Here is a 23,396-nt window from a genome sequence, read left to right on the forward strand (position 1 = left end):
GCGACACGCAGCGACGCGAGGACTGGCAGCACGACCACTGCCACCACCTCAAGCACGACCCCAACGCCCTCGATCAGTTGATCGCCGAGGCCACCCGCCTCACGGATCGCCGCGGGCTCTCGCAGACGCTGCGCGGTGAGGTCCGTGCAGCACGGACCTATTTCGACAACCACCGCCATCAGATGGATTACCCGCGCTTCGTCGCCGAGGGGCTGCCGATCGGCTCAGGGGTCATCGAGGCGGCCTGCAAGACCCTCGTCAAGCAGCGCCTCTGTGCCTCAGGCATGCGCTGGAAGACCAAGGGCGCGGGCATCGTGCTCAGCCTGCGCGCGCTCACACAGACCGTCGGACGCTGGGCGCAGTTCTGGCAGAAGATCGATCAGTTTGGGGCGGCGTGCTGCTGTTGAGCACAGTATGTTGAGGCCGCACCCCCTGCGCAGAGGTCAAGCGCGCACTCAAAACCCTGGGCTTTGCGCCGACACCCGGGCGCGGAACATCTCATGAACAGTGCAGAACTCCTGACACGTTGACTGTAACTCGATGAAATAGAGATAGATCGCACGAATTGCCTCGAAGTTTCTATTTGAGACAAATCTGCAAGTATTTAGTCATAAAATCAATGATCTTCTTCGGCATGTGCCGGCGGGTCGTCGCATTTCAGATGTCGCTATGTCAGGAGTTCTGCAGTGGGAGCGCCGCGATCCGCAGCGGCTCTACAAGGTGACGGTCTATTGCTCAAAGGCACCCTTCAGCCTCGACTTGATCGACTCCATGGCGAAACAAGCCGGCACCACCCGCAAAGGCCTCTATCGTGCCGCCGATAAGCGTCGAAAATGGCATTGGCTCTGGTAGCGGCCTTGGTCAGGACTCACTTGGTCAGGACTCAATCTGGCGCATTAATCGGGCGGCGAGTTGAACAGATCCGCCGTCCCTGTCGGTTCTGCTGGTGCCGACTGGCTTGACTCTACATCGAGTAAGTCTGGCTGCGGTGGCATCAGGCCAAAGTGCTGATAGGCGGTCTTGGTGGCCATGCGCCCGCGTGGGGTGCGCATCAGATAACCCTGCTGGATCAGGAACGGCTCGAGCACGTCCTCGATGGTGCCGCGCTCTTCGCCAATCGCGGCGGCGAGGCTCTCGACCCCGACCGGCCCGCCGTCGAATTTCTCGATCACCGCGCTCAGCAGCCGTCGGTCCATGTGATCGAAGCCGCGCGCATCGACCTTGAGCATCGCTAACGCTTGGTCGGCGACCTGGCGGCTGATCTCGCCGTCGGCACGCACCTGGGCGTAGTCGCGCACCCGTCGTAACAGCCGATTGGCGATGCGTGGCGTGCCGCGCGAGCGCCGTGCGATCTCGGCGGCGCCATCGGCGTCGGTCTTGATCGCCAGGATCTCGGCCGAACGGCGGACAATCTTCGTCAGGTCCTCAGCCGAGTAGTATTCGAGCCGCTGCACGATGCCGAAGCGATCGCGCAGCGGTGAGGTCAAGAGGCCGGCCCGAGTGGTCGCGCCGACCAGTGTGAACGGTGGCAGATCGAGCTTGATCGAGCGCGCCGCTGGCCCGTCGCCGATCATGATATCGAGCTGGAAGTCCTCCATCGCTGGATAGAGCACCTCCTCGACCACCGCGCTCAGGCGATGGATCTCGTCGACGAAGAGCACATCGCCCGACTCGAGATTGGTCAGCAGCGCCGCGAGATCACCGGGCTTCTCCAGCACCGGGCCCGAGGTCTGGCGCAGGTTGACCTGCATCTCGTGCGCGATGATGTGCGACAACGTGGTCTTACCGAGCCCGGGTGGACCGAAGATCAGCGTGTGATCAAGCGCCTCGCCACGACCGCGCGCGGCGCCGATGAAGATCTCCATCTGCTCGCAGACCGCCGGCTGGCCGACATAATCGGCGAGACGACGCGGACGGATGGCGCGATCCAGCGCACTATCGTCACTGGCCGCTGCGGGGTTGATGAGGCGCTCTGGCTCGGTCACTGTGGAATCCTAAAGCTGACCCTATAAAGCAAATCCTAATAAAGCAAATCCTAATAAAGCTGATCCTAGTAAAGCTGATCCTACAGGACTTTCGTTGATGAAGAATTCCGGTGGCGCTGAGGACGTGCATCCATCCGGCAACGCCTTGCTAGCTCGGTGTCACCGCCCGGAGCGCAGTGCGGATGATCTCCTCCGAGGTCTTCGCACCATCATCGGCGGCGCGAGCCATGCGGTTCGCGTCAGCCGGCTTGTAGCCGAGCGCGACCAGCGCGCTGACGGCGTCGGTTAACGGATCATCTGGCGCGGCCATCGCCGCCGCCCGCTCTGCGCCTAAGGTCTGACTCGTAGCCGACTCCTGACCCAGTTCTGCGATCCGATCCTTCATCTCCATCACCAACCGCTGGGCGGTCTTCTTGCCGATGCCGGGCAGCCGGCTCAGCATCGCGATGTCCTCTTGCTCGACGCACTGGGCAAAGCGCGCCGCGTCCATCCCGGAGAGGATCGCCAGCGCCATCTTGGCACCAACGCCGGTCACCCGCAGCAAGGCCCGGAACAGCGCCCGATCATGCTCACTGCGGAAGCCGTAGAGCACATGCGCGTCATCGCGGATCAGCAGATGGGTGACCAGCGTCACCGACTCGCCGACTGCGGGCAGGTCGTAGAAGGTCGACATCGGCGCCTCGACCTCATAGCCGACGCCGGCGCATTCGATCAGCACCTGTGGCGGATGTTTGGCGATGACCTCGCCGCGCAGCCGGCCGATCATGGGTGGCTGCTCATGGTTGACCGCTCATGATTGATCGCTCACGGTTGACCGCTCATGGCCGGAAATCCCGCCAGCTCGCCGCTGCCCGCTTGCGCTGCGGGATGCCCATCGAATGGGCGTGGCAGAGCGCGATGGCGAGCGCATCGGCCTCGTCTTCACCCGGCTGATCATTGAGCGATAAGAGTATCCGCACCATGTGTTGAACCTGGCTCTTCTCCGCATTGCCTGAGCCAACCACGGCGAGCTTGACCGACTTGGGGCTGTATTCGTGGACCACGACGCCGCCCTTGAGACCAGCACAGAGTACCGCGCCGCGCGCTTGACCGATCTTCAGCGCTGCGGTCGCATCGCGCGCAAAGATCAATTGCTCGACGGCCATCTCGTGCGGGCGATGCTCAGCGACGACCGCTGCGACCTGATCGAAGATCAAACCAAGCCGGTCCGGCCAGGCATGCTGCCCGACCCGCACGCAGCCACTGGCGATGCAGACACTGCGCTGGCCATCGGTATCGATCACGCCATAACCGGTATTGCGCGAGCCGGGATCGATGCCGAGCACGCGATGCCTAAGCGGCGACTGTGCCATGAGCGAACTGACTGGCTAAGGTTATCGGAGCTTGCAGGGCGATCGTGGTGACTGCTCGGTTGGCTTGTTCAGTTGGCTGCTCAGTCATCTGCTCAGCTGTCTGAAGAGTGATCCGCATCAATTGTCGAGCGCGGCCATGACCTCGTCGGGGATGTCGGCGTTGTTATAGACCTCTTGCACGTCGTCGAGGTCTTCAAGCGCATCGACCATCCTCAGCAGTTTCTCGGCGCCATCGGCATCGAGCTCGATCTGGGTTGCGGCATTGAAACTGACCTCGGAGACGCTGGTATCCAAGCCCGAGGCGGCGAGCGCATCGCAGACCGCGCTAAACTCCTCCGGCGCCGTGATCACATCGAGTGAGCCGTCATCGTTGACCACGACATCCTCGGCACCAGCCTCGAGCGCCGCTTCCATCACCGCATCTTCATCGGTCCCAGGCTGGAAGCTGACGACACCCTGCTTCGAGAACAGGTAGGCCACCGAGCCATCGGTGCCCAGGTTGCCACCGTACTTGCTGAAGGCATGGCGCACCTCAGACGCAGTCCGGTTGCGGTTGTCGGTCATGCAATCCACCATCACCGCCACACCACCCGGCGCATAGCCTTCGTAACGGATCTCCTCGTAGTTATCCGCATCATCGGCGCCAGCGCCGCGCTTGATCGCCCGATCGATGGTATCGCGCGGCATGTTGGCGCCTAACGCCTTGTCCATCGCCAAACGCAGACGCGGATTCGAGCCCGGATCGCCGCCGCCCTCGCGCGCTGCGACCGTGACCTCACGGATCAGCTTGGTCCAAACCTTGCCACGCTTTTTGTCCTGCGCCGCCTTGCGGTGTTTGATATTGGCCCATTTACTGTGACCGGCCATGTGAATCCCTCGATTCGAGCCCCCGGATGATCGGAGGCCTCAGCAACAATTGAAAACAAAAATCTGGTTCGATGACGCACGCTGCAGCCTTTTTGCAACGCACTCAAGCCCATCAGTCTATCACTGGCCCGAGGGCGACGGCAGCACGATGGCAGGATCGGTTCCTTTACCCTGAACCCTTGATGCCGCAGAATCGACACCCTTACCCCTTATCTGAAGCGCCCAAGGAAGCCGCATCGTGTCGCAAGAAATGATCTTCGAGCATCCGCTAAACGAGCGCATTCGTACCTTCCTAAGGCTCGAGCACCTGTTCGAGAAGCTCGACTACTTTGTCGCGCAGCCCGAACACTGGTGCACGCGCGCCGCCATCGAGGCCTTGCTCGACATCGTCGCTATCACCGCCCGCGCCGATATCAAGACCGAGCTGCTCAAGGAGATCGACCGCAATCTTTCAACCCTCGCCCGCGTGCGCAATCAGCCCGGCGTGGACCCTGCGGCCCTCAAAGAGGTGTTCAGTGGTCTGGAGCATGCCGCTGCGGCCATTCACGAGATCAATGGCCAGATCGGCAGCCGAGCACGCGATGATGCCTTCCTCAAGGCCGTTGCCCAACGCAGCAGTATCCCTGGCGGCGCCTGTAGCTTTGACGTTCCGCTCTACCACCACTTTCTCACTCAACCGAACGAGCAACGACGAGCACGAATCGCCAGCTGGACCGACGAGATCAACCCCGTCAGCGAAGCCATTCGGCTGGTTCTCTCGCTAGCACGCACCAGCGCCACCCCCCGCAAGCTGATCGCACCTGAGGCCTTCTTCCAAGAGTCGTTAGATAGTCAGGCGCCGGCACAGCTGCTGCGGGTCGCGCTCGGGCCAGAGTGGTCGGTTTACCCCGAGATCAGCGGGCACAAGAACCGTTTCAGCATCCGTTTCATGCAGGCTAACCAGACCGGGCGACCGTTACAATCGCAGGACGACGTGCCCTTCCTGCTCACCTGTTGCGTGTTCTAAGTCACAAAACGATCTAACGATGCCAACAATCGTCGCCTGTCCAAACTGCGGTAAGGATGTTGTCTGGGGGCCAGACTCAGCCTGGCGCCCCTTCTGCAGCAAGCGCTGCAAGCTCTGTGACCTCGGCGACTGGCTCAACGAGACTCACCGCATCAGCGAGCCCCTGGACGGCGCGGATAGCGATCTGGGCGCGGACAGCTGGAGCACCCCCGATCGCGATGACGACTTGCCGCGCCACTGACGGATCTTTCGGATCGGCTCCATAAAACCCGCAGGTCAGACCGTCTTCAGGCATGCAGAGTAACCAATTGAATCCATTGCTTACTCTCGCCCCCTAGAAGATCTGACCGAGCGCGCAACGGCAACCTCAGCGGCAACCTCAGCGGCAATCCGCACAGGCAGGGCGTACAGGCCAAGTACTCAGGCCACGAGGCGGTCGATGATCCGAAAGCCCGCCAAATAGGTGCCAGCCGCAGAGCCGATGGTGCTAAAGATAAACACCAGCAGCACCCGCGAGACACGGTTGCGCCACCAGCCCCGCAGGCTGGTGACATCCTCACGTAGACTACCGAAATCACCTACGCTGGGACGCCGCAGCGAAAGCTCCAACGCCCCAGCAACCATGCCGGCGCCAATGGTGGGGTTGAGCGAGGTCAGCGGGGCTGCAAAGAAGGCACCGAGCACAGTCAACGGATGCGCAGCAGCCAGCGCCGCGCCCAGCGCTGACAGACCGCCGTTGATCAACACCCAGTCGGCGACCATGTTCCACCCCAGCTCGGGGTTGCGGGTGAATCCGTAGGCGAAGACGCTGAGAATCACCACCACCACCAGCCAAGGAAAGGCACGCCAGAAGCGCGAGGGCGGAGGCACCTGATCCAGACTCGCGATGGTCTGCTCGGGCGGCTCGGTCGCCGATTCAAGTTGCTCCGAGAGGCCCTTCAGGTGTCCGGCACCAACCACGGCTAGGACATTCCGATAACCATGCTGCTCCGCCTCTTGCCTTAGGCGCGCGGCCATGTACTGGTCGCGCTCGTCGATCAAAGGCGTAAATAGGCTCGAGCGATCCTGTGCGAACTCGGCGAAGGCCGTCTCGAGGATGTCACCCTGCTTGAGAGACTCGACCTCTTCCTCGGTGACCTTCTCGCGCGTGAGCAGCCCGGCCAGCAGCCCAGTGAACAGGTTTAAGCGCTGGAACCATCCGAGGTTGTGTGCAGCTCGGCGCAGCGTGGTACCGACCTCACGATCGATCAACAGTAGCGGCAGTTGGCGCACCTCCGCCAACCGCATCGCCATGCGCTGCTCGGCACCTGGCTCGATACCGAATTGATCGGCAATCCGCTGCTGATAGGCGCCCAAAGCCAGACTTGCCGCGACCATATAGACCCGGCGCTGACGTATCACCGCGAACAGGTCTAGGCGCGCCAAGGCCTCAGGGTTGGTCATCGATTCAGCACGGCTGCGGCACAGCTCCACTGCGACCGCGTCGACCTCCGGACCATCCGGCCCCAACAGCTCTGCCACCTTATCGGCACTGGCCTTTGAAACATGCGCAGTGCCAAGCAGCGTGATGTGCGTCGAGCCGGTCTGGACTTCGCGAATCGGTTCTTCAGACAATTGGATATTCACGAATACCGGGCAGCATGATCAACGAAGGCCCGCATCATACACGGGCTATGGCATTGCCGCAGCCACTCGCCGGCAGCCAACTGGAAGACTGTCACGGGCTGGCTGTTACAGACTGGCTGTTACGAACACAGCCCACTGGCACCAAGGTATCCGCTCGCCTATTATCGGGCGCTCCGAGCATTCGCCTGCCCCGAGCACCCAGCCCGCCGTGACCAAACGCCCGATCATCCGGAAGACCGCACCGCCTGCGCGACGACCTATATTGGCCCGAGTGCTGATCCTGCTGATCCTGCTGTTGATCGCGGGCATGACAACGGGTTGCGGGAGAGTCAAGGAGGACGCCAAGCGTATCGCCTTGGAGAACACGCTCAGCAGCTACCGCCAAGCGATCCGTTGGGGCTACTTTCCCGCCGCAGCGGGGTTCGTCAGCCCCGAGCAGCGCACCGATCTGGATATGGAGCACCTGAACAATGTACAGATCACCGGCTACGAGGTCGTACAGCCAGGTGTCATCTCACCGGATGATACGGCGGTACAGCTCGTCCAGATCGCTTATGTGCTCAAAGACCGCCAGCGCCTGGAGCAGATCGCCGACCGCCAGCACTGGCGCTACGATCCGATCAGCGGCGCCTGGTGGCTAGAATCGGGTCTCCCTTCCTTCGGTGACGAATAGGAGCTAGCGGACATGCAGGGATTGGACAGGCCGGAATCGGACAGGCAAGGATCGGATACGCAGGAATCGGACACACAGCAGTCGCGCATGCAGGAATCGAGACATTGACTGATCAACTGCTGGCACTGATCATCGTGCTCGGCGTTGGCTGGTTCTGGCTCGACGCCGCGCGAGCGCGCGAGATGGCCGTCGGCCTTGCACAACGCGCGTGCAAAGAGCGGGACGTACAGCTGCTCGATCAGGCGGTGGCACTGCGTCGGCTTGGATTGAGCTGGTGCTCCCGCGGCTTGCGCATTCGACGCGTCTATCGCTTCGAGTTCAGCGAGGAAGGCATCGGGCGACGCACCGGCTATCTGGTGCTGCTCGGCCTCGATCTGGTCGACCTGAGCCTCGGGCTACCGCAGATGAGCGACGACGCCTGATCGGAACGCTGCCTGGATTACTTAACGACCCTCAGCGCAGGACGCTTCGGCGACTTGTCATTCGGGCCATCGGTGTGGCCGTTATCGTCGCCAGAGGACTCTGCGCCCTGCTCATCGGTGGAGGACGCCGCAGCGGCATCCTCTTCTGGAAACAGCATGCCCTGGCCATTTTCCCGAGCGTAGATTCCGAGCACTGCCCCGATCGGCACCTCGACAGGGAAGGACTTTCCGCTGAAGCGCGCCGAAAACAGGATGGCTTCATCGCCAAGAACAAGACTCTGAACCGCGCCGGTGGCTACATTCAGCACGATACGTCCGTCAGCCACATAGCCGCGAGGTACAACCACCCCTGGCTTCTCGGCATCCACTAACAGGTGCGGGGTCATGTCGTTGTCAGCAATCCACTCATACAGGGCGCGGATCAGATATGGACGGTTAGACGTCATCGGCAGCTCCTAGCGTCTAGGCCAGGCCGGTGACCATGTCGCGCTCGGCCTCAGTCAGGCTAGAGCGAAATGATGGCCATTCAAAAATGCGCGCCGCATACTCCGTGACCGGGCTCGCTGCCGCTGGCAGCTCAAGCTCGAGCACCGGCAGCCGCCACAACAGTGGCGCTACGCAGCAGTCGACGAGCGAGAACTCGTCGCTCATGAAGAAACGGTTCGCGGCGAAGATCGGCGCAACCGCGACGAGGCTTTCGATGAGCTCCTTTCGAGCTTGGTCGGCAGCCGCGGCATCGCCCGTGCGGATGATCCGCATCCGATCATACCAATCGCGATCGACCCGATAGATGAACAAGCGAGCATTCGCACGCCCGACCGGATCGACCGGTAGCAACGGCGGATGCGGGAAGCGCTCGTCCAGATACTCCATAACAATCAGCGATTCGTAAAGACGCAGGTCGCGATCGACGAGGGTCGGAACCGTGCCGTACGGATTACAGTCGATGAGCTCGTCTGGCAGCGCATGTGCGTCTACTTCGACAATCTCGATATTGACCCGCTTCTCGGCAATGACCATCCGAACACGATGGCAGTACGGACAGGTTGGGTCAGAGAAGAGCGTCATGGTCGATCGTCTGTTGCCAGCCACTGGCTCTGTTTCCTGACGAAGAGCTTACCGCTGCACGACGGGGAGCACAGAAGTAGGCTACAGATGGTTACCGAAGGGTCATAATGACAAGGTGCCGCTCTCCCCAGAGACGGACACCACAGCCGAAGGATACACCGAAACCCGATGAATAGGGTGCGGCACATTGCTCGACTGCTCATCGGGCTCGTTAGCGCATGCCTAGAACGCAGAACGGCGACCAGCAGCCAAAGGCCATTGGTCGCCGCCTGAGAGACGACGCGAAGGGAGCCTACGCGCCCTACTACACCTAGGCCGTCATCAGTGCACGTCCTTCCAGAACTCGCGCTTCAGATAGAAGGATAAGATGAACATCAAGCCAAGGAACAGCAGCACGTAGAGACCGAGCTGACGACGCTCCAGCTTGGAAGGCTCTCCGGCATAGGTGAGGAAGTTGGTCAAATCCCTCACCAGCAGGTCGTATTCGCTCGGGGTCATCTGACCGGGCTCGACCAGCTTGACGCCCACCACATGACCAGTACCTTCGGCGTGCTCACCGTGCCCACCGGCGAAGACCGGCGCCTGCACACCCTGCAGATGGGCAAAGGGATGCGGCATACCAACGTCTGGGAAGACCAGGTTGTTAACCCCGTATGACCGCGTCTCATCGACGTAGTACGCCTTCAGGTAGCTATAGACCCAGTCCGGCGAGCGCCAGCGAGTAACCAAGGTCAGATCTGGAATCGCGGTCCCGAACCACTTGACGCCGTCGGCCTCCTTGAGCGAATTGGTCATCATGTCGGTCGGCTTCGCATCGCCGAACAGCAGGTTCGCGCGCAGCTCGTCGTCAGGGATGCCAAGGTCGTCAGCCATCCTCTGATAGCGCATGTACTGCAGCGAATGACAGCCCATACAGTAGTTGACGAAATACTTGGCTCCACGCTGTAACGAGGCCTTGTCTTTGAGGTCGATGTTTGCCTCTTGGAGCTCGGGCCCATGCCCGCCAGCGGCCATCACCGACAACGGCGCGAAGAGGAACATCAGTACAAAAATTGCGTTTTTCATGACGTCACCCTCTCCGGAACCGGCTTCGTCTTTTCAAGCTTGGTGTAGATCGGCATCAACAAGAAGAATGCGAAATACACGACCGTGAAGATCTGCGCAAGCAGGGTGTAGAGATCGGTCGATGGCATCAGCCCAAGATAGGCTAGAACCACGAACGACACCGCAAAGGCACCCAAGAAGAAGCGCGAGAGCACACCCTTGTAACGCATTGACCTCACCGGGCTCCGATCCAGCCAAGGCAGGAAGAACATGATCAGAATGGCGCCGAACATGACTAACACACCCGGGAACTGAGAACCACCAATCGGCGGTACTGCCCGCAACATGGCGTAGTACGGGGTGAAATACCAGACAGGTGCGATGTGCTCAGGTGTCTTCAGCGGATCAGCCGGGATGAAGTTCGGTGCCTCGAGGAAGAGGCCTCCCAGATCCGGAGCGTAGAACACGACCAGAGAGAAGATAGCGAGGAAAACAGTCAGGCCAGTGATGTCCTTGACCGTGTAGTAAGGATGGAAGGGGATGCCATCTGCCGGCTTAGTCGGGTCCCACTTATTTCCCTTCGGGCCTTTCTTGATCTCGATGCCATCGGGATTGGTTGAACCGACCCGATGGAGCGCCACGATGTGCAGGAACACCAGCGCAACAAGCAGGAACGGAATCACGAAGTGGAAGGCAAAGAAGCGGTTGAGGGTCACATCGGAGATGACAAAGTCACCCCGTACCCAAGTCGACAGGTCTGCACCGACTTCTGGCACCGCGGCAAAGAGATTGACGATAACCTGAGCGCCCCAGTACGACATCTGCCCCCAAGGCAGCAGGTAGCCGAAGAACGCGGTCGCCATCATTGCCAGGTAGATCACCACCCCGATGATCCAAAGCAGCTCTCGTGGGTTCTTGTAGGAGCCCCACATGAGCCCTCGGAACATGTGCAAGTACACGAGGATAAAGAAGAATGACGCACCGGTGGAGTGGATATACCGCAGCAACCAGCCCCAGTTGACATCACGCATGATGTACTCGACCGAGGCAAAGGCCTCCGCCGCGGAGGGCTTGTAGGACATGGCCAACCACAGACCACTGACGATCTGGATGATCAGAACCACCAGTGCCAATGAGCCGAAGATCGACCACAGGCCCATGTTCTTCGGTGCGTAGTATTGGGCCATGTGGTCATTCCACAGGCCCATGACCGGAAATCGCTTATCGAGCCAACCGAGAAACCCTCTCGGCGCTGTATCTACCGTCTCAACGCTCATCAGGCGGCTCCTGCTTCATCCTCACCGATGAGGATGGTGGATTCGTTCAAAAACGTGTGTTTCGGGATGACGAGATTCGTCGGCGCCGGAACCCCCTTGAAGACTCGACCGGCCAGGTCGAACTTCGAGCCATGGCAGGGGCAGAACCAGCCGCCCTTCCAATCCGGACCGAGATCATCCGGTGCAACCTCGGGCCGATAGGTCGGCGAGCAGCCCAAATGGGTACAGATGCCGATCGCCACGAAGTAGCTTGGATTGATGGCCCGAGCCGGATTCTGGCAATACTCGGGCTGTTGCGTTGCCACTTCCGAGCCCGGATCAACGAGCTTTGGATCGTTGCTCGGCAACGATTCAAGCATTTCGTCGGTACGGTACACGACCCAAATCGGTTGACCGCGAAATTTGACGCGAAGCAGCGCGCCTGGTTCCAGCTTACTGACATCTGCCTCCACCGGAGCGCCCGCGGCGCGTGCCCTGGCACTCGGGTTCATGGAGGAGATGAAAGGGACGGCCACGAAGCCGACGCCAACGGCACCGACTGCGCTCGTTGCGGCGACGAGTATGCGCCTGCGGCTTTTATCCGTGCCTTGTTCGTTCATGCGTTTGTCGACCCCTCGCTAGGCTCGATGCACGACCTCCCGAGCGACGAGACGGTCGAACAGTCTGATGATGAAGATAAGAATATCGCTAAGCGTTGCATAACTGACCGCGCATTCTCTACGAAGCGGCCAAGCTAGGTCAAGAAAGCCCCCTACTGATCAGGGTTTTAGAGCGCTCGATCTGAACGCTACATTTAAGCCGATAGCGCCCGAAGGAACCACGACAAAGGTCAAAAAACCAGCGAAACGCATGGATTTTCCTCAAGGTCACGCTCGGTTTCATGGTCATCGGCTAGACCGGATTATCAATCTCGACGAACCGATGCTCAATCCCGAAGGTCGCTGCAATCTCAGCTCCTAGGGCCTGCACGCCGTAGCGCTCGGTGGCATGATGGCCTGCAGCGAGGTAGTCAACCCCAAGCTCACGCGCCAGATGCACGGTCTGCTCCGAGACCTCGCCGCTGAGGTAGCAATCCACCCCAAGCGCCGCTGCCCGCTCAATCGCGCCTTGCGCCGCGCCCGTGCACCATGCAACGCGATGCACCGGACGGTCGACCACAGCAATGTGCAAAGGTTCGCGCCCAAGCGCCTGCTCGACCCGTTCAGCAAAGCCGGCGCCGGTCATCGGCTCCGCCAGCACGCCTGTCCAAAGCAGGTCGTCCGCCCCCGAGCCGGGCGCCGCCTCGAGCAACCCGAGCCTAAGTCCAAGCTGCCGGTTGTTGCCGAACTCCGGATGCGCATCTAACGGGAGATGGTAGGCCAAAAGACTCATATCGGCGCGCAAGAGTGTTCTGATCCGGCGCCCTTTGACCCCGGTCAGCGGTGCCGGCTCGCCTTTCCAGAAGAACCCGTGGTGGACCAAGAGGGCATCAGCATCGGCCTCAACCGCGGCATCGATCAGACGCCGACAGGCCGTGACGCCGGTCAGCAGACGCCTGATCTGGCGCCCGCCCTCGACCTGCAGCCCGTTGGGGCAGTAGTCACTGAAACGTTCGACTCCGAGCAGAAGGTTGCAATAATCGGCGATGTCGACGGCGGGGGTCATATTGTTTAGAAATAAGGATGCTACAGCGATAAAATGCGGGCCTGGGGGCTCGATATGTGATCGGCCCGGAGCCGTGATAGCTTATTCGGATGCGTCCGACAACCCACAGTATCGCACTAACGCTCTTCGGCTTCACGGCCGGGGCTGCCGTCGTCTCCGCGCTCGATCAATTACCATCGATCAAAGGCGCAGCCGACGCTGATCATCAGGCACAGGAAGCCAGCCCCGTAGCTAACCAGCCCTCCGCACCCGGCTTCGCCGATGCCGTTGTCGCAGCCGCTCCTGCAGTCGTCAAGGTCTATGCAAAGGGCTCCGTCGACAGCGGACCGCGCAGCAGCAGGCCCGCGCGCAGCGAGATGCTGGCATCGACGCTCAGCGGTGCACAGCCGCACCGGGCTCAGACCCGGCTCGGGTCTGGCGTGGTCATCGCAAGTCAAGGATTGATTGCGACCAATGGGCACGTCGTGCGTGACTGTGACGAGATCAAGGTCGAGCTGGTCGATGGACGCATGCTCTCCGCTGAGCTGCTCGGCATCGACGATGCGACTGATCTTGCCGTGCTGCGGGCTCCGTTGCCTGAGCTGGCGCCGATCGCCCTCGGTGATCCGAGCAAGCTGCGCGTCGGCGATGTGGTCCTGGCGATCGGTCATCCCTATGGCATCGGCCAGACCGTCAGTCTCGGCATCGTCTCAGCCACCGGCCGCTCGCGTCTCGGCCTCACCGAGATCGAAGATTTCATCCAAACCGACGCGGCCATCAATCCCGGCAATTCAGGCGGGGCACTGGTTGATACCGCCGGCCGATTGGTCGGCATCGCCACCGCGGGGCTGAGCGAGAGTGGCCATGCCGAGGGCGTCGGCTTTGCGATCCCCTCGACCCTGGTGATGCAGGTGGTCGAGTCGATCGCCGACCACGGCCAAGTCGACCGCGGCTGGATCGGGCTTGGCGGCCGCAGCGTCACCCATGAGCTGGAACGGCGCTTCGGCCTGCGTGCATCGAGCGGAGTCCTGGTCTCGAGCCTGGTCGAGAACGGCCCAGCTGCTGCCGCCGGGCTGCGTGCCGGCGACGTCATTACCGCCTTCGCCGGCACCGAGATCACCGACGCGTCCCAGCTCCGGGAGCTGATCACCGCCACACCACCCCAGCGCGAAGTCCCCCTCGTCGTGTGGCGCGGCAGCGAGCGTATCGAGGTCAGCGTTCGCGCTGCCGAATGGATTGCAGCGGATCGCCGCGATATCGCCAGCGCTGCGCGAGCGGAGCGAGAGTAACGGCGTAGGGACGCGTTACCAGGCCGGCTTCGATATCCCGCAACGAACAGCATCGCGAACAGCCCTGACAGGCTCCGCCCAGCCCCTATCCGGCCCCTATCCGGCCCCTAACCGGCCCCTACTGCATTCCAACGCGTTGGCCCTCTTGCGCACTTCTAGCGCTATCCGCACTCAAGAAAGCCTGACCCGCAAAGGTCTCAAGCCCGCCGTGGATACAATGGGGCGAGCGGATCATCACCCTGCTCACAGGCGGGCATCGCGCCCCCCTTCAGGCCGGCCCTGACCGCTGACCATAAGACCTCACCGCGCCAAGCAGGCTGGCCCTGAGCGGCAGCGTAGAGTTGGCGCTCGAGGGCCTGGATCTGCTGGCGACCACGCTCGGTCCGCTCGGCCAAGGCGCTTAGACCGCTCGGTGGATCATCGGGCCAGAGCGCACCGGCCCAGGCGAGCAGTGCAGCGGCCGCCGCCCGCGCATCATCGCGCTCGCATGCACTGTGCAACGCATCGCGTGCATGGCGTGCCGCGGCAGACGGCGTCGCCTGTCGCTGGCCCTGTTGCTCGCCTGGCAGCGCCCGGCCGGAGGAAGACCGCCCGTGCCATACTCGGTACATGACGCCCCCAGCAACCACCACCGCGACTGCCAGCACTAACAGCCCCCCGATACCCCACAGCCATCGACCCGGACCAGCCGCTGCTTCAGCGCCTTGGCCAGCATCAGCGCGCTCACCAGCGCGCCCATCAGCAGGCTCCGCGTCAGTCCCCCGCGTAGCCATTGCCGGAACATCTCCGGCCTCACGCCCATCCAGCACTGTCCGCCCGCCCGCCTCGGGCGCGGCTCCGGCGACTGCACCCGCCACGCTCAGCGTGAGTGCCGGCACCGTCGCCGTGCGCTCCTGGTCGGAGGCAGTATCCCACCAGGGCACCTCGATCTGCGGCAGCTCGACCGCGCCCGCGTTGGTCGGGATCAGGGTTAGCTGCTGGCGGCTGATGCCGATCAGGTTCTCACCATCGCTGCGCGTCTCAGACTCAGTTTGACCCGGATAGACGCGGAAACCGCGCGGCACCGGGATCTCGATCTCGGGAATCTGATTACCGGCTAACCCGCGCGCCGTGAGGGTCAGGGTGCGCGTTGCTGGCTCTCCAACTGCAAGTCGCGGTGTCTTGCCACCATCAGCCGGACTCCAGGAGTCATCGACCTCGAGCGCCGTCGCCGGAAGCCAATGCTCACCGCTGAAACCCTCGTCGCTCGGTGCCACCTCTATCGTCAACGACTCCGACTGCGCGCGCGCCGGCTCGCCACGCTCGAACATCGAGCCCGGCACCCCCATGCGCATGCCGCCCAGCATGCGTTCGAGCATCGGGTCATCGAACAGGTCGGGCAGACCAGACATCCCAAGCGAGCCCGGCCGTCGGCCGGCATCGGTCTTGAGCTCAGCGTCGAAGGTGATCGGTGGGATGCGCAAGGTTCCGCTGCGCTCCGGGTTCAAGGTGTAGCGCCGCTCGATCACCCGATACTGCTCACCGGCCCGCATCGTCAGACTACCTTGGTCACGGCCGATCCGGGTCAACACCGCGCCCTCGATCGGCGGTAGATCGATCGCATAGTCAAGCAGCGGACGGGCACTATAGGCGCGCACCACCAGGGGCACCTGCTGCTGCACGACGAGCTTGTCTGCAACCCTATTCGTGGACTGACTCGGCCCGCCATCGGTTGGCCCACCATCGGTTGGCCCACCATCGTTCAGCCCACTGCCGCTCGACGCGACCTCGGGCGACCCATCTGGAGCACCGCCCACGGGATCACTGCCCAGTTCGACTTCAAGCCAAACCAGATCCCCTGGCGCCCCCAAACCGCCCTCGGGCACGGCATCGACCACTAGAGTCAAGGGCTCGGTCGTGGCCGAACCCACCGCAAGCGGCGGAATACTCAGGCGGCCCAACCGCTTTGGCATCAACACAACCTGCCAGCTGGTCTTGTCTGAGCGCCGGCCATTGACGAACTGGGTCTGCTGAGAGGTGCTGATACCGCCCACCTCAAAGTCTGCGTCCAATACCGCCAGATCGGGCTCCTGGCCAAGGGAGCGCCCAGTCACCTCGATCGTTAGCAGCACCCGATCGCCCTCGTAGACCTGGCTCTGATTGAGAAACGCGCGCGCCTCGGCAGCCAGACCAAGGCCGGGCAGCAGGAAGAGCAACAGGAAGAGCATGAAACCGGGCATAAAACCCTTTATGAGCCCCGTCATGGATCTCTTCTCGAGCCCCTGCAGGCTCCTAAGCCGAGACCGGGCTTGCCATCGCCACAGGTTCGACATGCCCGGCATTGCCACAGGCCAAGCTGGACAGAGACAGAAAGGTCGATTGCAGTGAAACGCGGCGTTCTTGATCACCATCACCATCACCATCACCATCACCATCACCATCGCTATCGCTATCACCAGGGCTTTCCGGAAGAGGACAGGTCCGCTCCATCCTGACAAGCCTGATATTGATAGAGGAATTTGCGGCGCAGCAGCTCGGCTGGATCATCCGGAATGCGGCGCAGCCACTGGTCCGCGGCTTGTTGGGCCTCACGCTCCTCGGAACTCAAGGCCACGTTGGCATCCGCCGAGCGTTCCTGTTCGGTGCGGGCAGCTTCTTGATCAGGTGCGTCGCCGTTCTGAGCGGCTTGTGCACGCGCCGCTTCGTCACGGTAATCGGCCGCGGCCTGCTCGCTCCGAGCACGATCCGCTGCGGCATCCGCTTGCGGCATCGGATCCTGGCTCGAATCGCCGCCAGCTGCGGCATCCGCGGTATCGGACTCCGCCCCAGCAAGGTTGGCCTGGGTATCGGCAGCCTCATTCGGGGAGGGATTCTGGTCGGGGCCTCGTTGGCCAGCAGTCGATGAGCTATCGCTACCCGGCTGCGCAGATGCGGATTGATCGCCGGCCTGCTGATCGCCTGATTGCTGGTCGTCGGCCTGCTGGTCCCCGGCTTGCTGAGCGCCAGAGGATTGTTCTTCGCCCTGCTGGTCACCCTGCGCACCGGACGAAGAATCGCCCCGTTGTTCCGCGCTATCCTCGCCTTGTGACTCGCCGTTCTGGCTCTGCTGACCCGACTCCGACGGCTGCGCTTCCGATTGATCTTGCGGCTGATCTTGGCGCTGATCGGATTGATTCGGCTGATCAGGCTGCTGCGACTGCGCGCGCAGTGCAGCCTGGACCTGCTCACGGTTGTAGCGCGCATCCTCGAGCGTCGGATCACGCGCAAGGGCCTCATCGTAGGCCGCAAGCGCGGCCTCTAGCTCGCCCCCAAGGGCCAACGCATTGCCGCGGTTGTAGTGGTCCACGGCCGTATCTCCGGCCTCGAAGCGCGCTGCCGCATCCTGATAATTGCCGAGTCGATAGGCCGCACTGCCGGCACGTGCCGGTGCCTTGGCCAGTGCGCGCGCCTGCTCCAGCTCACCCGCCGCGAACGCCCGCGCCGCCTGCTGATCTTGGCGCTGCCAGAGATCTGTCCAGCCGAACGCCAACGCTGGCTCTGGCACTAGGGCCACCCCCGGCCCGAACGCAAGCAGGAGCATCATCAGCCAACCGCGCCTGAAGGCAAGGGCCGCAATCGGCAGCAACAACACCGCGACCCAGGGGCCGAGCTCGCGCCAACGCTCGGCGAGCATGGGATCACGCTCGGCCAAGGCGCGCGGGCGGGCCTCCGGATCGATCAGCACCTGATCCAGGTCGCGATCACTGCTACTCAGGGTTGCGTAGCGTCCCGCACCAGCCGCAGCCAGCGTTTCTAGCGCCGCGCTATCCAATCGGCTCATCACCGGACCATCGGCCGTGGTGATCCCTGGCACCGGCGCGCCCTCCGCGGTGCCGACGCCAATCACCGCAAGGCTGTGTCCTGCATCGCGGACCTGCTCGGCCATCGCCAGCGTCCGCGCGCCGCCGGCATCATCGCTCAATAGGATCACCTCGCCGTTGCGCGCACCCGCCTGGCGCAGGAGGTCTAGCCCTAGCGCAATACCGCGGTCTGGGCGACTCCCCTGCACCGGCATGATCTGCGGGCTGAGCGCCTCCAGCATGGCGCGGATGGTCTCAGCATCGTCGGTCAGAGGCGATACGGCGAAGGCGTCGTCGGCATAGACGATCAACCCAACCTGACCATCACCGCTCCGGCTCAGGATGTCAGCCACCTTAAAGCGCGCACGCTCCAGCCGCGACGGCGTCAGATCTTCGGCCAGCATTGAGCGCGACAGATCCAGAACCACCACGCGCGCCGCATCGCTGCGGAAGGCTGGCACCGGCTGTCGCTCAAAGGTCGGGTTGGCCAAGGCAACCACCGCGATCAGCCAACCCGCCGCCAACAGCAGCACCGGCAGCCGGCTAGCGCGCCCGCCAGCGCCTACTTTCAACACCGCGAGTAAGCGCGCATCGATTACGCGCTGCCAGGCCGAGGCCCCCGCATCGGCGCGCCAAGCCAGCCACAGCAGCAGCCCGAGCGGGATCAGCGCCAGTAGCCAGAACGGCTCGATGAAATGAAACTCACTCATCTCTGAGACTCCAGTTCTGAGACTCCAGTCGGCGGTGTCTGGGCACTCGCCTTGCATCTCGATTCGGTTTAGGTCTGGCTGCTTTATGCGAGCCCTTAATGCGCCCTTGATGCGCCTTTAATGCGAGCCACTCTCGCGCGGCGTGGACGAACCTTGGTACGCGCCAGACTCGGCGACTCCTTGTACGCGCCAGCCACCGCAGCTCGGCTACCTCTGCCGCAGTCCATCCTGCACGCGCTCGACCAGGCCAACGCGACTCGCTGCCACCACCACACTCAATAGCAGCGCCAGCCCCAGCGGCCAAGCAAACAGCTCGTCGACCGGCCGAAAGGTCTGCTGATCCGATTCGACCGGCTCCAGCTCATCGAGCGCGGCATAGATGCCCTGCAGCTCGAGCACATCGCGCGCCCGGAAATAACGCCCACCGGTCTGCTCAGCGATCGCCGAGAGCGTGGCCTCATCAATCGGGTTGCGGCCCATGCTCAGACCGAAGGCCCCGAAACCGGCACGCGGATCGGAGCCGACACCGATGGTATAGACACGCACCCCAGCCGCACTGGCCAGCTCCGCCGCCTTTAATGGCGCGATGCTCCCGGCGGTGTTGGCGCCATCGGTCAAGAGCACCAGCACCCGCTCCTCGGTGGGCTGATCGCGCAGACGCTTGACCGCGAGCCCGATGGCATCGCCGATCGCGGTCTCGCGCCCGGCCAGACCCACCGCCGATTCGAACAGCAGCGTGCGTGCGGTCGAGCGATCGAAGGTCAGCGGTGTTTGCATGTAAGCCTGTTGGCCAAACAGGATGAGTCCGACACGATCACCCTCGCGGCGTTCGATGAAATCGCCGGCGACCGCCTTGACCGCCATCAGCCGATCGACCAGCTGCCCGCGGATCACCATATCCTCCTCGGTCATTGACCCGGAGATGTCGACCGCCAGCATCAGATCACGACCAGCCATCGGCAACGCTACCGGCTCGCCTAGCCATTGCGGGCGGGCTGCGGCAAGCACTAACAACAGCCACGCCAAGAGCGCCAGTAGCAGCGTCCAGCGTCGCGGAGCCGCTGCTTGATGAGTCTGGCCTTGACTCAGCAGCCGATAGAAGGGGACGCGCACGGCCGCCGGGGCTGCCGCCTCGGCCCGCGGCAACGCGAGACGCACCAACCAAGGCAAAGGCAACGCCAGTAGCAGCCAGGGCCAGGCCAGCGCCAACTCAGGCCAGGGAATCAATCCGTCCATAGCGCCTCCATCGATCGGGGCTGCGTCACTCGGGGCTGCATCAATCGGAGCCCAATCCGTCGGAGCCGTATCCATTGGAGCCCCATCAATCGCGGCTTCATCAACTGTTCCTCCGCAGCCAGTCGCGGACGACCGTCAGTAGTGCCTGCCGGTCGAGGCCTTGGTCGTCCCCCGGGGCTGCAGGGGCATAGGCGCCATCCGCCAACGCCCGACCCGGACCTGTAGCAAAACGGCCATTGCCGCCGCTTCGATCGAGAAACGCCAGCCAATCCGCGCCCGTCAACGCCGCCACCTCCGTGCGCGGATAACGACTCAGAGCGACCCGCTTAAGCAATGCCGACAACGCCGCGATCAGCGCCGGACCCTGCAGGCCAGCGCGTTGCAAGCGATCGAGCTCAGCCAAGATACGCTGGCGCCGACGCAAGCGTCGGTACTGTCCCCAGCCCAGCCGCCCGAGCCAGAGTGCAACCCCCAACAGCAGCGTCAAGAGCAGCCACCAGCCCGGAGCCGGCGGCCAAAACCCGGGCTCAGCAGGTAGATGGATATCGCGCAGGTTGAGGCTCGAGCCGAGGTTTGCCCCGGGGTCCGCCCCTAGGTGCAAGGCAGGATTTGAGCCCGGATTCGCGGCGAGATCCCGAGCTGGATTCGCGCCAGGATGAGGATTCTCAGCCGGATGCGGCCCAAGATTCGAGCTGGCATTCGACAGCGCAGTCATGGTCTGATCCTGGCCTGAAGTTTGCCGATTTTGACAGGGACGGCACGCCAGGTCGGGGCAAGCGTTGGCACCAAGGATAAGGGCGCGTCTGTTAGCGAATGGAGACTGTCAGGGGCTGGCATAAGCGACTCCCGCCGATCCGGCCATCAACTCGTCCTTAACCGTCGGCCCACTCTGCAGACCGCTGCGCGGGCCGTCGCGGCCAGCGAGCAGCTGGCTCAGCCTCGCCGCAGGATCATCAGTGGTCAGACACTGCAGCAGACCAATGCCGTTCTCGACCGTGAGCTGTCGCACATGCTGGTGATGCTGGGCGAGCTGCCGCGCATAATGTTCGCGCTCCGCGCGCAAGCGGGTATCGATCACCGAACGCCGGCGCCCGTCGCTGATCCCGTAGCGACCCGGCGGCGGCGGCGCCAGCTCCAGCGGGTCGAGCAGCTGGATCGCATTGAGGTCACTGTGCTGCGCCAGGCGACTGAGGTGATGCTTGCTGTCGGCATCGGCACTGTAGAAATCGGACAGCAAGAACACCAAGCTGCCGGGCCGCGCCACCCGACGCAGCCGCATCAGCGCGGCGGTCAGGCCGCTATCACTGCCACTGCGATCCCCACCTCTGCTGTCGGCCGCCTGCACACTGTCCGCCGGGCGACCCTGCCCGCTGTCGGCCGCCTGCGCACTTTCCGCCGGGCGATTCGGACGACGGCCAGCTTGGGCAGCGAAGCGAGTGTCGGCGCCGACGCGGTCTGGGTCTTGATGGATGGTTTCTGGACCAATTGGATCGCTCGCAACGCGCGCCCCGCCAAGTCCCTTCTCCGGCGCACCAGCCTCTGCCAAGGCCCGAATCAGACGCATCTGTCCGCGACGTCCACCCGCAGGCGACAGCTCCTGATGTTGGCTCGCCTGTGCGGCATCCGTGAACAGCAGCGCACCGATCCGGTCGCCATGGCCAATCGCAGACCAGCCAATCAGGGCCGCCAGGCGTGCTGCCTGCACCGACTTGAAGACCCCTTGCGAGGCAAAGAACATGCTCGCGCCACAGTCGACCAAGACCACGACCGGCCGCTCCCGCTCCTCATCGAAGACCTTGATGTGCGCATGACCACTACGGGCGGTGATGCGCCAATCCATGTTGCGAATATCGTCGCCCGGCTGATAGTGGCGCGACTCCCGGTAGTCCATCCCACGGCCATGAAAGCGCGAGCGATGCCCACCCGCCAAGGCCGAGCGCGCAACCTGCGTCCGCGCCGGACGCAATCGCTCGCCAGACGCACGCAAGGCGACTAGCTCGTCGGCATCGACACGGTAAGCTCGCTCGTCATCGCTTAGGCTCATCGTCAAGTCCTCAAAAACCAACCGCTGATCTCGCGCCTACGCATCGTGACCCTGAATCTCATGCAATTCATCTTTCGGGAGGCACCAAGCCAACAGCGTTAGCCCAACTTCACCCCTTCAGCCTTCATCACTCATCCCTCACTACTCACTACTCACTACTCACTACTCACTACTCACTACTCACTACTCACTACTCACTACTCACTACTCACCACTCACCACTCACCACTCACCACTCACCACTCATCAAACCATCGGTACCCGACGGATCAGCTGCGCGACCAGCGCATCCGGCGTCAGCCCCTCGGTCTCAGCGGCATAGCTGAGCAAAATACGATGCCTTAACACATCGTAAGCAACCGCATGGCAATCATCGGGCGTCACGTAATCGCCACCGCGCAGCCAGGCACGCGCGCGGGCGCAGCGGTCTAACGCAATGGTCGCGCGCGGGCTAGCGCCATAGTCGACCATGCGCGCCAGGCTGCGGTCATAAGGCACCGGATCGCGGGTCGCCAGCACCAGCTGCACCAGGTATTCCTCGAGATTGTCCGCCATGTGCAGTGCCATCACCTCAGCACGCGCCGCAAAGACCTGCTCGCGGCTGATGACCGGCGCCTTATTGGACCGCTGGCGCAACTGCCCGCGTGCCTCGGCTCGGGCGATCTCAAGGATGCTGCGCTCGGTCTTCGGGTCTGGATAGCCGACGCGAACATGCATCAGGAACCGATCCAGCTGCGCCTCTGGCAGCGGATAAGTCCCTTCCTGTTCGATCGGGTTCTGCGTCGCCATCACCAAGAATGGCTGCGGCAACGGATAGGTTTGGCCGCCAACCGTGATCTGACGCTCACCCATGGCCTCGAGCAGCGCCGACTGCACCTTGGCCGGTGCACGGTTGACCTCATCGGCGAGCACCAGATTATGGAATAGCGGTCCGCGCTGGAACTGGAACGCGCCGGTCTCAGGCCGGTAGACATCAGTGCCGGTCAGATCGCCAGGCAGCAGGTCCGGAGTAAACTGAACACGCTGGAAATCGCCCTCGATGCGCAGCGCCAGCTCCTTGATCGCGGTGGTCTTGGCCAGGCCCGGCGCACCTTCCACCAACAGATGGCCATCGGCCAGCAGTGCAATCAGCAGCCGCTCGATCAGCGCATCCTGACCGACGATGCGCTCACGCAGATCGGCACGCGCTTGCGCAAACGCCTGCTGTGCCGGGCTACCAGCCGCGGATGCCTCATCGCTCATCGCCATCGCCTGTTCTCCTGTTGCACAATCGGGTTGAGACCTATGGTCACGCAAGGATACGGGTTCGACCCTTACCGGCAATGTAACTGGAAATTACAAACCGTTAAGGAAGCA

The 23,396-nt window shown here is 62.8% G+C and carries 23 protein-coding genes and 1 pseudogene; 7 read left to right on the forward strand and 17 right to left on the reverse strand.

The window, feature by feature from the left end:
• Both CKO42_RS10135 and CKO42_RS10140 read left to right on the forward strand, forming a co-directional pair.
• A pseudogene (locus CKO42_RS10135) lies at positions 1–407 on the forward strand (ISKra4 family transposase); the annotation flags it as partial.
• Between the two features lie 262 nt (positions 408–669).
• Positions 670–852 (forward strand): hypothetical protein, encoded by a 183-nt coding sequence (locus CKO42_RS10140; RefSeq protein WP_200243155.1) that lies wholly within the window; start codon positions 670–672, stop codon positions 850–852.
• A 44-nt stretch (positions 853–896) separates the two neighbouring features.
• On the opposite strand, the gene ruvB is transcribed toward CKO42_RS10140, so the two are convergent.
• The 4 genes from ruvB to CKO42_RS10160 all read right to left on the reverse strand — a co-directional run bounded on the left by ruvB (position 897) and on the right by CKO42_RS10160 (position 4,204).
• Complete coding sequence (gene ruvB, locus CKO42_RS10145; RefSeq protein ID WP_338034894.1) at positions 897–1,985, reverse strand: Holliday junction branch migration DNA helicase RuvB; 1,089 nt, start codon at positions 1,983–1,985, stop codon at positions 897–899.
• Between the two features lie 148 nt (positions 1,986–2,133).
• Entirely contained in the window at positions 2,134–2,751 is a 618-nt protein-coding gene (gene ruvA / locus CKO42_RS10150) for a Holliday junction branch migration protein RuvA (protein WP_200243158.1), read from the reverse strand.
• 52 nt (positions 2,752–2,803) lie between these two features.
• A complete protein-coding gene (gene ruvC / locus CKO42_RS10155) occupies positions 2,804–3,337 on the reverse strand; it encodes a crossover junction endodeoxyribonuclease RuvC (protein ID WP_200243160.1) in 534 nt (177 codons plus the stop codon).
• Between the two features lie 117 nt (positions 3,338–3,454).
• Positions 3,455–4,204, reverse strand: coding sequence for a YebC/PmpR family DNA-binding transcriptional regulator (locus tag CKO42_RS10160; protein WP_200243161.1), 750 nt, complete (start codon positions 4,202–4,204; stop codon positions 3,455–3,457).
• Between the two features lie 238 nt (positions 4,205–4,442).
• On the opposite strand from CKO42_RS10160, the gene zapD reads away from it, so the two are divergent.
• Complete coding sequence (gene zapD, locus CKO42_RS10165) at positions 4,443–5,210, forward strand: cell division protein ZapD (protein ID WP_200243162.1); 768 nt, start codon at positions 4,443–4,445, stop codon at positions 5,208–5,210.
• Between the two features lie 19 nt (positions 5,211–5,229).
• Positions 5,230–5,451 carry a DNA gyrase inhibitor YacG gene (locus tag CKO42_RS10170; RefSeq protein WP_200243164.1) on the forward strand — a complete coding sequence of 74 codons (222 nt, stop codon included), beginning with the start codon at positions 5,230–5,232 and terminating at the stop codon, positions 5,449–5,451.
• Positions 5,452–5,630: 179 nt separating this feature from the next.
• On the opposite strand, the gene CKO42_RS10175 is transcribed toward CKO42_RS10170, so the two are convergent.
• Entirely contained in the window at positions 5,631–6,824 is a 1,194-nt protein-coding gene (locus CKO42_RS10175; RefSeq protein WP_207148703.1) for a TraB/GumN family protein, read from the reverse strand.
• A 220-nt stretch (positions 6,825–7,044) separates the two neighbouring features.
• On the opposite strand from CKO42_RS10175, the gene CKO42_RS10180 reads away from it, so the two are divergent.
• Positions 7,045–7,509 (forward strand): hypothetical protein, encoded by a 465-nt coding sequence (locus CKO42_RS10180; protein WP_200243166.1) that lies wholly within the window; start codon positions 7,045–7,047, stop codon positions 7,507–7,509.
• Positions 7,510–7,613: 104 nt separating this feature from the next.
• A complete protein-coding gene (locus CKO42_RS10185; RefSeq protein ID WP_200243168.1) occupies positions 7,614–7,931 on the forward strand; it encodes a DUF3301 domain-containing protein in 318 nt (105 codons plus the stop codon).
• A 17-nt stretch (positions 7,932–7,948) separates the two neighbouring features.
• Here the strand turns inward: CKO42_RS10185 and CKO42_RS10190 are convergent, their stop codons facing one another.
• The 6 genes from CKO42_RS10190 to CKO42_RS10215 all read right to left on the reverse strand — a co-directional run bounded on the left by CKO42_RS10190 (position 7,949) and on the right by CKO42_RS10215 (position 12,964).
• Entirely contained in the window at positions 7,949–8,377 is a 429-nt protein-coding gene (locus CKO42_RS10190; RefSeq protein WP_200243169.1) for a ClpXP protease specificity-enhancing factor, read from the reverse strand.
• A gap of 16 nt (positions 8,378–8,393) precedes the next feature.
• Positions 8,394–8,999, reverse strand: a complete 606-nt coding sequence (locus CKO42_RS10195) for a glutathione S-transferase N-terminal domain-containing protein (RefSeq protein ID WP_200243170.1) — start codon at positions 8,997–8,999, stop codon at positions 8,394–8,396.
• Between the two features lie 321 nt (positions 9,000–9,320).
• A complete protein-coding gene (locus CKO42_RS10200; protein WP_200243171.1) occupies positions 9,321–10,064 on the reverse strand; it encodes a cytochrome c1 in 744 nt (247 codons plus the stop codon).
• Complete coding sequence (locus CKO42_RS10205; RefSeq protein ID WP_200243174.1) at positions 10,061–11,320, reverse strand: cytochrome b; 1,260 nt, start codon at positions 11,318–11,320, stop codon at positions 10,061–10,063. Before CKO42_RS10205 ends, CKO42_RS10200 begins: the two co-directional genes overlap by 4 nt.
• Positions 11,320–11,919 (reverse strand): ubiquinol-cytochrome c reductase iron-sulfur subunit, encoded by a 600-nt coding sequence (gene petA, locus CKO42_RS10210; RefSeq protein WP_200243177.1) that lies wholly within the window; start codon positions 11,917–11,919, stop codon positions 11,320–11,322. Before petA ends, CKO42_RS10205 begins: the two co-directional genes overlap by 1 nt.
• A gap of 292 nt (positions 11,920–12,211) precedes the next feature.
• Complete coding sequence (locus tag CKO42_RS10215) at positions 12,212–12,964, reverse strand: Nif3-like dinuclear metal center hexameric protein (RefSeq protein ID WP_200243182.1); 753 nt, start codon at positions 12,962–12,964, stop codon at positions 12,212–12,214.
• An 89-nt stretch (positions 12,965–13,053) separates the two neighbouring features.
• On the opposite strand from CKO42_RS10215, the gene CKO42_RS10220 reads away from it, so the two are divergent.
• A complete protein-coding gene (locus CKO42_RS10220) occupies positions 13,054–14,232 on the forward strand; it encodes a S1C family serine protease (RefSeq protein ID WP_200243187.1) in 1,179 nt (392 codons plus the stop codon).
• A gap of 197 nt (positions 14,233–14,429) precedes the next feature.
• On the opposite strand, the gene CKO42_RS10225 is transcribed toward CKO42_RS10220, so the two are convergent.
• The 6 genes from CKO42_RS10225 to CKO42_RS10250 all read right to left on the reverse strand — a co-directional run bounded on the left by CKO42_RS10225 (position 14,430) and on the right by CKO42_RS10250 (position 23,288).
• Entirely contained in the window at positions 14,430–16,475 is a 2,046-nt protein-coding gene (locus CKO42_RS10225) for a BatD family protein (RefSeq protein ID WP_200243190.1), read from the reverse strand.
• 188 nt (positions 16,476–16,663) lie between these two features.
• Positions 16,664–18,760, reverse strand: a complete 2,097-nt coding sequence (locus CKO42_RS10230) for a VWA domain-containing protein (protein ID WP_200243195.1) — start codon at positions 18,758–18,760, stop codon at positions 16,664–16,666.
• A 207-nt stretch (positions 18,761–18,967) separates the two neighbouring features.
• Positions 18,968–19,996, reverse strand: coding sequence for a vWA domain-containing protein (locus CKO42_RS10235; RefSeq protein WP_200243199.1), 1,029 nt, complete (start codon positions 19,994–19,996; stop codon positions 18,968–18,970).
• A gap of 100 nt (positions 19,997–20,096) precedes the next feature.
• Positions 20,097–20,711, reverse strand: a complete 615-nt coding sequence (locus CKO42_RS10240; RefSeq protein WP_200243203.1) for a DUF4381 domain-containing protein — start codon at positions 20,709–20,711, stop codon at positions 20,097–20,099.
• Positions 20,712–20,819: 108 nt separating this feature from the next.
• Positions 20,820–22,040 (reverse strand): DUF58 domain-containing protein, encoded by a 1,221-nt coding sequence (locus CKO42_RS10245; RefSeq protein ID WP_200243205.1) that lies wholly within the window; start codon positions 22,038–22,040, stop codon positions 20,820–20,822.
• Between the two features lie 246 nt (positions 22,041–22,286).
• On the reverse strand, positions 22,287–23,288 hold the full coding sequence (locus CKO42_RS10250; RefSeq protein WP_200243208.1) for an AAA family ATPase: 1,002 nt from the start codon (positions 23,286–23,288) through the stop codon (positions 22,287–22,289).
• Positions 23,289–23,396 lie beyond the last annotated feature (108 nt).

The organism is Lamprobacter modestohalophilus, from assembly GCF_016583905.1.
In the GTDB taxonomy this organism is placed as follows: domain Bacteria; phylum Pseudomonadota; class Gammaproteobacteria; order Chromatiales; family Chromatiaceae; genus Lamprobacter; species Lamprobacter modestohalophilus.

Bases quoted from the DNA above. Each gene is read 5' to 3' on its own strand.
- CKO42_RS10140 (WP_200243155.1), top strand. From the start codon at position 670: ATGTCAGGAGTTCTGCAGTGGGAGCGCCGCGATCCGCAGCGGCTCTAC.
- ruvA (WP_200243158.1), bottom strand. From the start codon at position 2,751: ATGATCGGCCGGCTGCGCGGCGAGGTCATCGCCAAACATCCGCCACAG.
- ruvC (WP_200243160.1), bottom strand. From the start codon at position 3,337: ATGGCACAGTCGCCGCTTAGGCATCGCGTGCTCGGCATCGATCCCGGC.
- CKO42_RS10160 (WP_200243161.1), bottom strand. From the start codon at position 4,204: ATGGCCGGTCACAGTAAATGGGCCAATATCAAACACCGCAAGGCGGCG.
- CKO42_RS10170 (WP_200243164.1), top strand. From the start codon at position 5,230: ATGCCAACAATCGTCGCCTGTCCAAACTGCGGTAAGGATGTTGTCTGG.
- CKO42_RS10190 (WP_200243169.1), bottom strand. From the start codon at position 8,377: ATGACGTCTAACCGTCCATATCTGATCCGCGCCCTGTATGAGTGGATT.
- CKO42_RS10195 (WP_200243170.1), bottom strand. From the start codon at position 8,999: ATGACGCTCTTCTCTGACCCAACCTGTCCGTACTGCCATCGTGTTCGG.
- CKO42_RS10200 (WP_200243171.1), bottom strand. From the start codon at position 10,064: ATGAAAAACGCAATTTTTGTACTGATGTTCCTCTTCGCGCCGTTGTCG.
- CKO42_RS10205 (WP_200243174.1), bottom strand. From the start codon at position 11,320: ATGAGCGTTGAGACGGTAGATACAGCGCCGAGAGGGTTTCTCGGTTGG.
- petA (WP_200243177.1), bottom strand. From the start codon at position 11,919: ATGAACGAACAAGGCACGGATAAAAGCCGCAGGCGCATACTCGTCGCC.
- CKO42_RS10215 (WP_200243182.1), bottom strand. From the start codon at position 12,964: ATGACCCCCGCCGTCGACATCGCCGATTATTGCAACCTTCTGCTCGGA.
- CKO42_RS10220 (WP_200243187.1), top strand. From the start codon at position 13,054: ATGCGTCCGACAACCCACAGTATCGCACTAACGCTCTTCGGCTTCACG.
- CKO42_RS10225 (WP_200243190.1), bottom strand. From the start codon at position 16,475: ATGACGGGGCTCATAAAGGGTTTTATGCCCGGTTTCATGCTCTTCCTG.
- CKO42_RS10230 (WP_200243195.1), bottom strand. From the start codon at position 18,760: ATGAGTGAGTTTCATTTCATCGAGCCGTTCTGGCTACTGGCGCTGATC.
- CKO42_RS10235 (WP_200243199.1), bottom strand. From the start codon at position 19,996: ATGGACGGATTGATTCCCTGGCCTGAGTTGGCGCTGGCCTGGCCCTGG.
- CKO42_RS10240 (WP_200243203.1), bottom strand. From the start codon at position 20,711: ATGACTGCGCTGTCGAATGCCAGCTCGAATCTTGGGCCGCATCCGGCT.
- CKO42_RS10245 (WP_200243205.1), bottom strand. From the start codon at position 22,040: ATGAGCCTAAGCGATGACGAGCGAGCTTACCGTGTCGATGCCGACGAG.
- CKO42_RS10250 (WP_200243208.1), bottom strand. From the start codon at position 23,288: ATGGCGATGAGCGATGAGGCATCCGCGGCTGGTAGCCCGGCACAGCAG.